Below are 12,276 nucleotides of genomic sequence, written 5' to 3' on the forward strand. Positions count from 1 at the left end.
GTGTGAGCCCGGTGACTCCGAACGACTCCCGGCGGTCGCCGTCACGCAGCGGGCGGCGGCGTCCGTCAGGGCTCCAGGACCGCCAGCGTCTCGACGTGGTGGGTGTTCGGGTACATGTCGAAGGCGCGCACCGACTGCACGTGCCACCCGGCGCGGCGGAACCGGCCCAGGTCCCGCGCCAGCGTGGCCGGGTCGCACGCGAGGTAGACGATCCGGCGCGGGGCCAGCGCCACGAGCTGGTCCACGACGGTCCGCCCGGCGCCCGCCCGGGGCGGGTCCAGGACCACGACGTCGGGGCGGGCCGCGCCGCTCCGGGCCGGGCGGCCGCCCCGCGCCGGCCGGCGGCCACGGGCCGGCGCCGCCTGCGGCCAGGTCCGGGCGAGCACCTTGTCGACGCTCCCGCGCTCGACACGGACCCCCGGCCGGCCGGCGAAGGCGCGGCGGGCGTCGGCGCTGGTGACCGGCGAGCCCTCGACGGCCAGGACCGTGCCCGTCTCCCCCACGGCGTCCGCGAGCGCGGCCGTGAACAGTCCGGCGCCGGCGTAGAGGTCGAGGGCGTGCTCCCCGGGGCGCGCCGCGGCGGCCGCGGGCACCTCCCGGTGCAGCAGGGCGGGGGCGGCGCGGTGGATCTGCCAGAACCCCTCGGCGGAGACCTCCCACCGGTGCGGACCCACGTGCTCGGCGACCGACGGCCGGCCCGCCCACGTCTCGGGCTCGCGCTGCCCCTCGGCGCGGGCGGTGACGGAGACGTCCTGGTCCGCGGTGAGCCGTGCCAGCTCGCGGCGCAGCCGGTGCAGGTCGGCCCCGGCGGCCAGGCTCAGGTGCACCAGCGGCGTCCCGCCGTCGGCGGGGGCCGCGACGTCGACCCGTTCCGCCCCGCGCAGGTCGAGCCGCCCGAGCCGCAGGGCGTCGATGGCGGGGACCACGAGCGGGAAGCCGTCCACCGGGACGACGGCCGCGCTGCGGTGGGGGTGCATCCCGATCCGCCCCGCGGGGTCGACCGCGAAGTGCGCCCGGGTGCGCCAGCCGCGGCCCTGCGGGTCCTCCCCCGGCACGGCCTCGACGACGAGCTCGGTCTCGAGCCCGGCCAGGCGGGTGAGCTGCTCGGTGACCACGGCGGCCTTGAGGGCGCGCTGGGCCTCCAGCTCGGCGTGGCCGAACTCCGCGCCGCCGACGGGCGGCTCGCCGCGCCGCCAGGTCAGCAGGGGGTCGGCCGGGGCCCACACGTGCTCGGTCCGCCGGTGGGGGTCCGCCTCGAGGACGGCCACGACGTCGCCGCGCCAGAACCGGGCCTCGGGGCCGCTGTCGGTGAGGCGGACGCGGACGAGCTCGCCGGGCAGGCCGTGGCGGACGAACACCACGCGGCCCTCGCCGGTGCGGGCCACGGTGTGGCCGCCGTGGGCGACGAGGCCCAGGCGCAGCTCGAGCTCGACGGGGGCGGCGGGCTCGGCGGGGCCCGTGTCCTGGCCGGAGGCGGAGGACAGGTGCCAGGGCACGGAGGCCGTCATGACCCCGCGCTCCTGGTGCAGGCGGGCCCGCAGCGGCCGGATGGCCTGGTTGTGCAGCAGCCGCTCCCACCGGTGCCGCACGACGTACTCGGGCAGGTACACCACGACCAGGTCCCGGGGCGACTTGCGGCGCACCCCGCGCACGTGGTCGAGGACCGGGCCGATGGTGTCCCGGTAGGGCGCGTGGAGCACGGTGACGGGCACCGGGATCTCGAGGCGGCGCCACTCGTCGAGGATCCGGCGGGTGGCGGCGGCGTTCGTGTCCACGACGACGGCCTCGAGGGTCGAGGGCCGGGACGCCCGGGCGTAGGCCAGGGCGCGCATGAGGGGCTTGCGGACGGAGGAGACGTAGATGATGGCGTGCACCCGCGAGGGCAGGGCCCGGACCGGGGAGTCGGGCTGCAGCGCGAGCTCGGCGTCCACGGCGTCGTAGTGCCGCCGGACCCCCGCCATGACCGCGCTGAGGACCACGATGGCCACGATGGTGATCCACGCGCCCTGGGTGAGCTTGGTGACCAGGACGACGACGAGGACCGCCGCGCACAGCACGAAGGCGACCAGGGCCACGGCCCGGCGCACGAACAGCTCGCGGCGGACCCCGGGGTGCGGGCGCATCCGCCGGACGCGCGCCCAGTGCCGGACCATGCCGGCCTGGGTGAGCGTGAAGGAGACGAACACGCCCACGATGTAGAGCTGGATGAGGCTGTTGACGTTGGCCCCGAACGCCACGGTGAGCACCACGGCGACGAGCAGCAGCAGCAGGATGCCGTTGGTGAACGCGAAGCGGTCCCCGCGCGCCTGCAGCTGCCGGGGCAGGAAGGCGTCGCGCGCCAGCCGGGACGCCAGCGTGGGGAAGCCGGAGAAGGCGGTGTTCGCGGCGAGGATCAGCACGCCCACCGTCGCGGCGACGAGCACGAAGAACCACAGGGAGTCGGTGCCGAAGACGGTCTTCGCGAGCTGGCCCAGCACGGGGTCCTGGAAGAAGTCGGGGCCGGGGAGCCGGCCCTCGACGAGCAGCTGCTCCTCCGGGTCGCCGACGACCACGACGTCCGTGCGGTCCGCGAGGTACAGCACCCCGGCCAGCAGGGCCGCCGAGATCGCCCCGAGCACGCCCAGGGTGGCCGCGGCGTTGGCGGCGCGGGGCTTGCGGAAGTAGGGCACCGAGTTGGTGATGGTCTCCACGCCGGTCAGTGCCACGGCCCCGGAGGAGAAGGCCCGCAGCACCAGCAGGGCGCCCGCGAGACCGGCCAGCCCCGCGTCGAAGCCGGCGGCGGGCAGGACCTCCCGGCCGGCGCTGGGGGCGTCCCCCAGGGAGCCGGTGAGGTCCTGGCCCAGGCCCACGAGCAGCAGCGCGGTCAGGACCGCGAGGAAGAAGTAGGTGGGCACGGCCGCGGCCCGGCCCATGAACTTCAGCCCGCGCAGGTTGAGCAGCCCCACGAAGAGGATCCCGGCCACGGCCAGCTCCACCCGCCGCCCGGCGAGCGCGGGCAGCGCCGCGGTGACGTACTGGGCGGCGGTGGCCATGGACACCGCCACGACGAGGGCGTAGTCGGCCATCAGGGCCGCGCCCACGCCCACCCCCGCGGTGCGGCCGAGGTTCTTGGAGACGATCTCGTAGTCGCCGCCGCCGGAGGGGTAGGCGCGCACGTTCTGCCGGTAGGCGGTGATCACCACGGTGAGCACCACGAGCACGGCCAGGCCCACCCACGGGGAGACCGCCACGGCGGTGGTCCCCGCGAGCGCGAGGGTGAGGATGATCTCGTCGGGGGCGTAGGCCACCGAGGAGAGGGCGTCCGCCGAGAACACCGGCAGCGCCGTGCGCTTGGGCAGCACGGCGTCGCTGAACCGCTCGTTGTGGATGGGCTTGCCGACGAGGGCTCGCCTCAGCGCCCGGGGAATGCTCTGCACGGCTCCCCACGGTAGTCCGTCCCGCACCGATTGTCCGCCGCGCCCCGTGCGGGCCGCGCCCCCCGGGGTGACCTAGGCTGGGACGCATGGCGCATTTCGTGATCATGGGAGTGGGGCGCGTCGGCGTGATGGTCGCCCACACCCTCGAGGACTCCGGGCACACCGTGGCGGTGATCGACCAGGACGACCGCGCCTTCCGGCGGCTGCGCAAGTCCTTCGAGGGCAAGAAGGTCACCGGCCTCGGCTTCGACCAGGAGGTGCTGCGCCGGGCCGGGATCGAGGAGGCCTACGCCTTCGCGGCCGTCTCGAGCGGGGACAACTCCAACATCATCGCGGCGCGCGTGGCGCGCGAGACGTTCAAGGTCCGCCACGTGGTGGCCCGCATCTACGACCCCTCCCGGGCGGAGTTCTACCAGCGGCTGGGGATCCCCACCGTCGCCGCCGTGCGCTGGAGCGCCGACCAGGCGCTGCGCCGGATCCTGCCCGAGCAGACGATCACGGCCGACTTCCGCGAGGCCTCGGGACGGCTGCAGCTGGGCGAGCTGTCCCTGGACGACTCGTGGTCCGGGCTGCACCTGGACGCGATCCAGGAGGCCACGGGGGTGCGGATCGCGTTCGTGACGCGCTTCGGGGAGGGCGTGCTGCCCGGTCCCGACATGAGCTACCAGCAGGGGGACGTGGTCCACGCCATGATGCGCACCGACGACGTCGAGGCCGTGTCCCGCGTCCTGTCCCGCCCGCCCGGCCCGGACGTGCTCGACTTCGCCAACTCCCTGCGCCGGGAGTCCGACGACGCGCCCGGCTCCGACGACACCTCCCGGGGAGGATCCTGATGCGCGTGGTCATCGTGGGCGCGGGCGCCGTGGGCGCCTCGATCGCCCGGGAGCTGCTGTCCCACCAGCACGAGGTGGTGATCTTCGACGAGAAGCCCGAGGTCATCGGCCGCTCGGACCTGCGCGGGGCCCAGTGGATCATCGGTGACGCCTGCGAGCTCTCCACGCTGCGGGAGGGCGGGCTGGAGGAGACCGACGTCGTCGTCGCCGCCACGGGCGACGACAAGGCGAACCTGGTGGTCTCCCTCCTGGCGCGCAGCGAGTTCGGCGTGCCCCGCACGGTGGGCCGGGTCAACAACCCGAAGAACGAGTGGCTCTTCGACGACGCGTGGGGGGTGGACGTGGCCGTGTCCACGCCGCGGCTGATGACCGCGCTCGTGGAGGAGGCGGTCGAGGTGGGCGACGTGGTGCGCCTGCTGACCCTGCAGACGGGCGGGGCGACCCTCTCCGCCTACACGGTGCCGCACGAGCACCCCATCATCGCCACGATGGTCTCCCAGGTGCCGTGGCCGCCGGACGTGACCCTCGTGGCCATCCTGCGCGACGGGGTGCCCATCACCCCCTCGGGGGACGACGTGGTGGAGGGCGCCGACCAGCTGTTCTTCGTCTCCACCACGGAGGGCGAGGCGCAGCTGCGCGCGATGTTCACGACGGCCGGCCGGCACGAGCCGCACCGGAGCTGAGCGCGGGCCGGGGCCTCAGGGGGTGTCCTGCTCCTGGGCGGCGATCTGCTCCGGGGGCCGGGAGACGAGCCAGGCGAGCCACAGGGTCAGCGCGTACAGCGGCACGCCCATGACCAGCCGCGCCACGCCCAGGCCGGTGAGGTTCTCCGCGAAGTACAGGGGCACCTGCACGAGCAGGCGGGCCGCGAACATCGCCATCAGCATGACCGTGGCCACCTGGTAGGCGCGACGGCGCACCGGGACGTCGCGCCACTGCGCGCCCTCCCCGCGGATGTAGCCGTAGAAGACGCCGAGCAGCGGCCAGCGCAGGAGCAGGGACGCGCCCAGGCCCGCGAACCAGGCCGCGTTGATCCAGAAGCCGGGGACGTAGTAGTCCAGCGCCTCGCCGGTGGCCCGCGCGAACAGCGCGCAGACGCCCACGCCCACGAACCCGGACACGGCCTGGACCAGGCTCTGGCGCTGGACCAGGCGCAGCACGGTGAACAGGGCGGCCGTGCCCAGGGACGCGGCGAGCGCGACCCCGAGGGTGTTGCCGACGAGCAGCACGGCGAGGAACACGAAGCCCGGCAGGATCGTCTCGGCCAGACCGCGCCAGCCGCCGACGGCGTGCAGCACGTCGAGCTGCCCGTTGTCCTTGCGGCGCATGCCCGAGCGCGCGGCGTAGGCGGCCATCGAGCGCTCCACGTCGTGGCCGCGCCCCGGACCGTCCGCGGCGCTGCCGGGCTCCTGGGGATCCGTCATCTGCTGACCTGCTTCGCGATGATCTCGTAGCGCGGGTTGAACATCGAGGGGCGCCCGTCCCGGAAGCTCACCACGCCCACGCAGCGCAGCCGCGTCCCCGCGGTGACGCCCGGCACGGTGCGCTGGCCGTGCCACACGAGGCGCAGCGGCCGGGGGGCGGTCACGCCCTCGTCCCCCGGCGCCTGCGGGCAGTCCGGGGCGAGCAGGGCGGTGTAGTTCTGCGCGCCGGTCACCGGGGGCACGGTCACCTCCACCACGAGACCGGTCGCCATCACCCGGCGCCGGCTCCCGGCGGCGGTCGAGGGGTCGAGGTCGCCCGCGCACACGGGCGCCTCGGCGACCACGTCGATGGACCCGGTCCCCGGTGTCGGCCGGAACTCGCCGGTGCCTGTTCTCGTCACGGCTCAGCCGATCTCGGTGATCTCGGGTCCGCGCCGCGGCGGCCGCACGGGCTCCGGCGCCGGCTCCGGCTCAGGCTCCGTGTCCGGGACGGGGGAACGGACCGCGTCCTCGGGCACGACCAGCGTCAGCAGCTCGCGGGGGGGCATGGGCCGGTCGCCGCGCACCACCACGAGCTCGCGCACGACCTCGTCGAGGGCCGCGGCCGACTCCGCGGTCACCGCGGCGGTGCCCGTGAACACGGCCCGCACGAACCAGCGCGGCCCGTCGACGCCCACGAAGCGGGCGAGGCGGAAGCCGCGGGTCCCGTCGGAGGCGGTGGCGGGGAAGCGGGTGACGACCTGGAGCCCGAACGGGCCCTCCTCGACCGTCGGCTCGCCGTTGCTCGAGCGCAGCGACTGCACCAGCTCGCGGCGGACCTCGTCCCACAGCCCCTCGGAGCGGGGCGCGGCGAACGCCTGGACCTGGACCGAGCCGCCGTCGAGGTCGAGGGCGACGGCACGGGGGCGCTGCGTGCGCTCGTCCACCTCGAGCCGCACCCCCAGCCCCGGGCGGGGACGCACGAGCACGGCGCCGAGATCGAGGTAGCCGTCCCGGTCCTCCACCTGGGAGACGTCGAGCGGGCCCTGCGGCTCGCGCCGCCGCGCCGCCGCGGCGTCCTCCGCGCTCGGCGCGGCCTCCGGCTGCTGCGGGGCGGCGTCCTGCGCCGCGGCCTTCTTCTTCTTGCGACCGAACATGGTGTCGTTCTCCTCCGCCGGCACGCGGTGCCGGCTCTTGGCGTGAGCTCGTGGGGGGTCTGCTCGTGGATTCAGGCGGTGCCGCTGGAGCCGAACCCCGTCCCGCCGCGCGCCGAGCCGGGCAGCACGTCGACGAGCTCGAAGACGGCCTGCTCGACGCGCTGGACGACGAGCTGGGCGATGCGGTCGCCGCGGCGGACGGTGAAGGGCTCGGCGCCGTCCGTGTTGAGCAGGGTGACCATGATCTCGCCCCGGTAGCCGGAGTCCACCGTGCCCGGGGCGTTGACCACCGTGATCCCGTGCCGGGCCGCCAGCCCCGAGCGGGGGTGCACGAATCCGGCGTACCCCTCGGGCAGCGCGATCGCCACCCCCGTGGGCACCAGGGCCCGCTGACCGGGGCCGAGGACCACGTCCTCGCGCGAGCGCAGGTCGGCGCCCGCGTCTCCGGGCTTCGCGTACACGGGCAGGGGAAGGTCCGGGTCGAGGGCCTGCAGCGCGATGCTGAGCGGGCGCCCGTTGCCCGACGGCGGCCGGTGGCCTGTCGACTGGTCGTTCACAGTGCCCCACTCTAACGCGCCGGACCCCGGGCGCAGTCGTGAGACGCTAGAGGCATGTCCCGTCCTGCGTCCTCCAGTGCGTCCCCGGCCGACGGCCCCCGCGAACCCCGCCGGTCCTCCTCCGAGCGGCCCGGCGCCGAGATCCTCTACCAGGAGAAGCTCACCCCCGCGTGGTGGATGTGGCTGCTCGTGCTCTTCGCCGGCGTCGTCGCCCTCGTCGCGCTCGCCCCCATCGACCCGTGGGTGGCCGGAGCGGCGGCCGTCGTGGTCGGCGGCGGCGCGGCCGTGGCCCTCGTCGCCTCCAGCACCACCATCGTCGTCACCGGCGAGTCCCTGCAGGTCGGCCGGGCCCGCATCGAGCGACGGTTCGTGGGCGAGGCCGAGGCCTTCCGCGGCGACGACGTCCGCCGGGTCCGCGGCCCCGAGCTGGACGGGCGGGCCTTCATGAACTTCCGGGCGTCCGTGGGCCCGGTGGTGCGGATCCGGATCACCGACCCCGTGGACCCCACGCCGTACTGGCTCACCTCCACCCGGCACCCGGAGCGGATCGTCGAGGTGCTGTCCGCGCGCCCGTGAGCGCGCCCGCCGCCACCGCACGGAAGAACCCCGCCGCGACGACCGTCGCGACGGGGTTCTTCCGGTCCTCCGGACGAGCTCGGCCCTGCGGGGCTCAGCCCACGCACTCGACGCAGTACTTGACCCCGCCCCGCTCCTCGGCGATCTGGGAGCGGTGGCGCACCAGGAAGCACGAGCCGCAGGTGAACTCGTCCTCCTGGGCCGGCAGCACGACGACGGACAGCTCCTCGTTGGAGAGGTCCGCGCCCGGCAGCTCGAAGCTCTCGGCCGCGGCCGCCTCGTCCTCGTCGACGGTGCCGGACTGCGCATCGGTGCGGCGCGTCTGCAGCTCCTCGATCGAGTCCTCCTTGAGCTCGTCCTCCTGCTTGCGCGGCGCGTCGTAATCAGTGGCCATGTCCGGTCTTCGCTCCAATGCGGGGTCCGAGGGCGGGCTCCGGCACGGCTGTGCGCCGCCCTCCGGGCTCTGTGTCGCGTAGATTGTTCACCATCCGTGGGCAAAAATCCAACCCCGTCCCGGGCCCGCGAACACGCGGCCGGGCCCGTCCGCGGGCGGCCTCCGGCCGGGGCGCGCGACGGCCAGTAGGATTGGGGCAGGTCCGGGCCGGCACGTCGGCCGCGACCGACGGACCCGCCCCGCAGCGCCCGCTCGACGACCCCGAGCGCACCCGAGAACCACCCGGAGGAATGACAGCATGGAGCAGTTGCGCCTGGCAGGTGTGCACGACGACGGTGAGCACCTGGTCGTCGAGGACGAGGCAGGCACCCGCCACCTGTTGCGGATCGACCAGGAGCTGCGCCTGGCCGTCCAGCGCGCCCGGCGGCTGCCGGGCGCCCGCCAGCGGGGAACGGGCCAGTTCGGGCCGCGTGAGATCCAGGCCCGGTTCCGCTCCGGGGCCACGGTCGAGGAGATCGTGGCCGAGAGCGGGTGGGAGGCCTCCCGGGTCCGCCGCTACGAGTGGCCGATCCTCGCCGAGCGCGCCCACATCGCCACCGAGGCCCAGAAGGTCGAGATCGAGGACCGCTCCGCGCACCGCGGCTACCACTCCGTCTTCGAGGGCGAACCCCTCACCCTGGGCCGCGCCGTCGCCCACCGGGCCGCCGACCTCGGGGTGGACCCCTCCTCCCTCGAGTGGGACTCCTGGCAGCGGGAGGACCACCTGTGGGCGGTGGTCGCCCGGTTCTCCGTGGTCGACCGCGCCGCCGCGCCCGCCCACGACGAGCCGCTGGCCGAGTGGCTCTACAACCCCGCGAACCAGAGCGTCCGTCCCACGAACGCGTGGGCGGAGGCCCTCACGGAGGCCGGCACCCCGGACACGCCGCTCGGCACGGGCCTCGGCGTCCTGGACGGTGGCCTCGACCCCGAGCTCACGCAGCTGCGCCGGTCCGCCGTGGAGGCCGACGACCTGCTCGACGTCCTGCAGGCCCGCCGCGGGCAGCGCATCGGGGAGGACGCCGAGGGGGACGACGCCCTCGCCGAGATCCTGGGCCGCGGCATGGGGCACGTCGAGCGGCGGCCCCGCCCCCTGGCCGCACCCGAGGACAGCTCCGTCTTCGACCGCCCCTTCCAGCCGGCCACCCGGTTCCCCGAGCCGGGTCCCGCGCCGGAGCCGGCACCGGCCGGTGAGCCCGCGCCCCGGACGGACGGGCCCGCCACCGTGCAGCCCGCCGACGATCCCGTCGTCGAGCCCACCGCGCCCGCTGCGCCCGCCGCTCGCGCCGGCGCCCGGGACACCGTTCAGGAGAGGGCTTCGGAGGCCGGACGGGAGCGGGGCGTCGACGACGGCACCGAGCGGTCCGCGGCGCGACCGGACACCGCCGCCTCCCGGGACGAGGCGCCCGCGGCCGGGGACTCCGCCGCCCAGGACTCCGCGCCCCAGGGCTCCGCGACCCAGGACTCCGCGACCGGGAGCTCCCGGGACGACGACGTCCGGGGCGACCGCTCCGCCGGCCCGGCCCCCGCGGTCCCCGGCGAGGAGCCCGAGGACTCCGGCCCCGCCGAGGAGACCGCGCCCGAACGGCCCCGCCCGCGCAACAAGACCGCCAAGGCACGGCGCCCCGCGCGGTCCTCGGTGCCCAGCTGGGACGAGATCGTCTTCGGCAGCTCGTCCGACTGAGCCCCCGGCGCCGGTGCGCGCCGTCCGGCGCCGCCGGCCCGGCACACGCTAGAGTGCACGCAGCAGGGGACGGCTCCGCGCCGTCCCTCCGGGCTCGTGCGCTCCCCCATCCCGCGCGCGGCCCGGACGGACGACACCACGTCAGGGGCAGCACGACATGGGCAATTCCATCCAGGACGACCTCTTCGGGGACGACGAGCGCGACGCCGCAGCCGCGGACCCCGGCGACCCCGGTGTCCGCGGCGCCTCCGCCGCTCCGGAGGCGCCGGCCGAGCTGGTCCGCGGCTCCGGGCCGGGACGGTTCGTCGCCGGGCTGGTCCTCGGCGCGGTCGTGCTCGTGGTCCTGGTCGGCGCGGGTGCGCTCTACCTGGGCGGCGTCGGTCGCGACCTCTTCGGCGCCGGCCGGGAGGCCGAGTTCACCCCGGCCCCTGCGGTGACCAGCTCGCCGTCCGCCACGCGCACCAGCACGCCCACCGCGTCGCCCACGCCGTCGCGCTCGCGCACGCCCTCCCCCACGCCGAGCCCCTCGGCGGAGGAGCCGGCACCGCCACCCCCGGCCCCGGAGCCCGTGGCGCCCCCGGCGCCGTACGTCCCCCCGGCACCCGTGGTCCCCGAGCCCGTCGTGCCCGAACCCGTGGTGCCCGCCCCGGTCCCGCCGCAGCCCGTGGTCCCCGCGCCCCCGGCGCCGGCCCCGTCCGCACCGGCCCCGGCGGATCCCGGTCCGACCACCCCGGGAGCGCCCGCGAAGGACGACGAGGCCGGCGCGGAGGACGTCGACCCGGACGAGGAGGACGCGGCCGAGGAGGACGCCGGCCCGGCCGCCGCAGAGGCGGGGACCGAGGGGGCCACCACGGAGGACGCGGCCGAGGACGCCTCGCCAGCACCCTGAGCGCAATCCCCCGGCCGCGGTCCACCCGGCGCGGCAGCCGGATCGCCGCGCTGCGCGGCGGCCCCGTGGCGGCTCGTCCGGCGCGGCGGCCCCGTGACGGCCCACCCGACCCGGCACCCCGGTCGCGGCGTCCCTGCGCCGGCTCGCGGTGGGCGGGCGCTCAGGCCAGGCGCAGCAGCGGGACCTCCCGCTCGGCGCGCGTCAGCGAGCCGTGCTGGCCGACCATGGACAGGACGCTCGGGCGGACCCGGCCCAGGTCGAACAGCGCCAGGGGCTCCCGCCCCAGCACGAGGAGGTCGCCGATGCGCCCGCGCACCGCGTCGCGCACGAGCGCCGGCGGGCCGAAGTAGCCCGCGTCGAGGGCCGCCTCCCGGGAGAGGATCCACACGCGGGACCCGAACTGCTCCCGCCAGGCGGCCACGAGCGCCCGGACGTCCTGCGCCGTCGCGTCCGGCTCCAGGTGCAGCTGCACCGCGCGGGGCTCGCCGGCCGTGTGCCGGACACCGTCCAGCAGCCCCGGGAGCTCGGAGAAGTCGACGCGCGCGTCCCGCGGGACGTCCACCATGCCGTGGTCACCGGTCACCAGCACCGTGGTGCCGGCCGGCACGCGCGCGACCAGACGGCGCAGCGACGCGTCGAGCTCCTCGAGCTGGGCCGTCCACTCCCAGGACTCCCAGCCCCGGGCATGGCCGGTGCGGTCGAGCTCGTCCCAGTAGAAGTACATGAGGGCGTCGCGTCCCGCCGCGAGCTGGTCGAGTGCGGTGCTGACCCGCGCGGCCGGCCCCTCCGCGGCCACGAACCGGCCCCCGCGCAGGGCCGCGTCGGTGAGCCCGGAGCCGGCGAAGCGCTGCCGGCTGACCGTGACCACGTCCACGTGCTCGGCGGCGCGCTCGAGCACCGTGGGCAGCGGCTGCCACGCCCGGGGGTCCACGGCGGCGTCCCAGCCGCCGAGCTGGTTCACGACCCGGTCCCGGTCGGGGTCCAGCACGTCGTAGCCCACGAGTCCGTGCGCCCCGGGGGCCGCGCCCGTGCCGAGGGACGCCAGCGAGGCCGCCGTGGTCGTGGGGAACGCCGCGTCCAGGGTGGCCAGGCCCTGCGCGCCGGCCAGGCCCGGGGCGTGCCCGGCGCGGGCCCGCAGCTGGGCCCGTCCCAGGCCGTCCACCATGACGACGACGACCCTCCGGGCGGCGGGCAGCCCCAGCGCGTCCCGGAAGCCGGGCACGCCCAGGGACGCCGCGGCCGAGGACATGACCTCCGCGACCGAGCGGCTGCCGTAGCGCGGCGGCCCCGGCAGGTCGGCGGGCAGCGCGGCCAGGACCTCCTGCACCGCC

Annotated in this window: 12 protein-coding genes and 1 pseudogene; 5 read left to right on the forward strand and 8 right to left on the reverse strand. The window is 76.3% G+C overall.

Going from position 1 to position 12,276, the window contains the following annotated elements; translation table 11 throughout:
* Positions 1-65: 65 nt before the first annotated feature.
* The gene (locus tag RF640_RS11880; RefSeq protein WP_368827976.1) at positions 66-1,496 is read right to left on the reverse strand and encodes a class I SAM-dependent RNA methyltransferase; all 1,431 of its coding nucleotides are present in this window, start codon (positions 1,494-1,496) and stop codon (positions 66-68) included.
* Positions 1,473-3,416 (reverse strand): annotated as a pseudogene (locus RF640_RS11885) (APC family permease); the annotation flags it as partial. The gene RF640_RS11880 and the pseudogene RF640_RS11885, both read right to left, overlap by 24 nt.
* A gap of 86 nt (positions 3,417-3,502) precedes the next feature.
* On the opposite strand from RF640_RS11885, the gene RF640_RS11890 reads away from it, so the two are divergent.
* Entirely contained in the window at positions 3,503-4,249 is a 747-nt protein-coding gene (locus RF640_RS11890) for a TrkA family potassium uptake protein (RefSeq protein WP_017834179.1), read from the forward strand.
* Entirely contained in the window at positions 4,249-4,932 is a 684-nt protein-coding gene (locus RF640_RS11895; RefSeq protein WP_017834178.1) for a TrkA family potassium uptake protein, read from the forward strand. Before RF640_RS11890 ends, RF640_RS11895 begins: the two co-directional genes overlap by 1 nt.
* 15 nt (positions 4,933-4,947) lie before the next feature.
* Here the strand turns inward: RF640_RS11895 and RF640_RS11900 are convergent, their stop codons facing one another.
* From RF640_RS11900 to dut, 4 genes are all read right to left on the reverse strand, one after another.
* Positions 4,948-5,673 (reverse strand): DUF3159 domain-containing protein, encoded by a 726-nt coding sequence (locus RF640_RS11900; protein ID WP_017834177.1) that lies wholly within the window; start codon positions 5,671-5,673, stop codon positions 4,948-4,950.
* A complete protein-coding gene (locus RF640_RS11905; protein WP_232035311.1) occupies positions 5,670-6,074 on the reverse strand; it encodes a hypothetical protein in 405 nt (134 codons plus the stop codon). The genes RF640_RS11900 and RF640_RS11905 overlap by 4 nt, the downstream gene beginning before the upstream one ends.
* A gap of 3 nt (positions 6,075-6,077) precedes the next feature.
* Positions 6,078-6,809 carry a DUF3710 domain-containing protein gene (locus RF640_RS11910; RefSeq protein ID WP_249033801.1) on the reverse strand — a complete coding sequence of 244 codons (732 nt, stop codon included), beginning with the start codon at positions 6,807-6,809 and terminating at the stop codon, positions 6,078-6,080.
* Between the two features lie 71 nt (positions 6,810-6,880).
* Entirely contained in the window at positions 6,881-7,366 is a 486-nt protein-coding gene (gene dut, locus RF640_RS11915; RefSeq protein ID WP_017834174.1) for a dUTP diphosphatase, read from the reverse strand.
* Positions 7,367-7,420: 54 nt separating this feature from the next.
* Between dut and RF640_RS11920 the strand changes: the two genes are divergently transcribed.
* Positions 7,421-7,942 carry a DUF3093 domain-containing protein gene (locus RF640_RS11920; RefSeq protein WP_109222588.1) on the forward strand — a complete coding sequence of 174 codons (522 nt, stop codon included), beginning with the start codon at positions 7,421-7,423 and terminating at the stop codon, positions 7,940-7,942.
* Positions 7,943-8,036: 94 nt separating this feature from the next.
* Here RF640_RS11920 and RF640_RS11925 read toward each other — a convergent pair whose 3' ends face one another.
* On the reverse strand, positions 8,037-8,336 hold the full coding sequence (locus RF640_RS11925; protein WP_017834172.1) for a DUF4193 domain-containing protein: 300 nt from the start codon (positions 8,334-8,336) through the stop codon (positions 8,037-8,039).
* A gap of 298 nt (positions 8,337-8,634) precedes the next feature.
* Here RF640_RS11925 and sepH point away from each other — a divergent pair, with 298 nt between their 5' ends.
* Both sepH and RF640_RS11935 read left to right on the forward strand, forming a co-directional pair.
* Positions 8,635-10,056: a septation protein SepH gene (gene sepH / locus RF640_RS11930; RefSeq protein WP_272027510.1), complete on the forward strand. Its 1,422-nt coding sequence runs from the start codon at positions 8,635-8,637 to the stop codon at positions 10,054-10,056.
* A 157-nt stretch (positions 10,057-10,213) separates the two neighbouring features.
* Complete coding sequence (locus RF640_RS11935; RefSeq protein ID WP_368827937.1) at positions 10,214-10,945, forward strand: hypothetical protein; 732 nt, start codon at positions 10,214-10,216, stop codon at positions 10,943-10,945.
* A 160-nt stretch (positions 10,946-11,105) separates the two neighbouring features.
* Here RF640_RS11935 and RF640_RS11940 read toward each other — a convergent pair whose 3' ends face one another.
* Positions 11,106-12,272: an alkaline phosphatase family protein gene (locus RF640_RS11940; protein ID WP_109243803.1), complete on the reverse strand. Its 1,167-nt coding sequence runs from the start codon at positions 12,270-12,272 to the stop codon at positions 11,106-11,108.
* Between the last annotated feature and the right edge of the window lie 4 nt (positions 12,273-12,276).

Source organism: Kocuria sp. CPCC 205231, from assembly GCF_040980965.1.
In the GTDB taxonomy this organism is placed as follows: domain Bacteria; phylum Actinomycetota; class Actinomycetes; order Actinomycetales; family Micrococcaceae; genus Kocuria; species Kocuria rosea.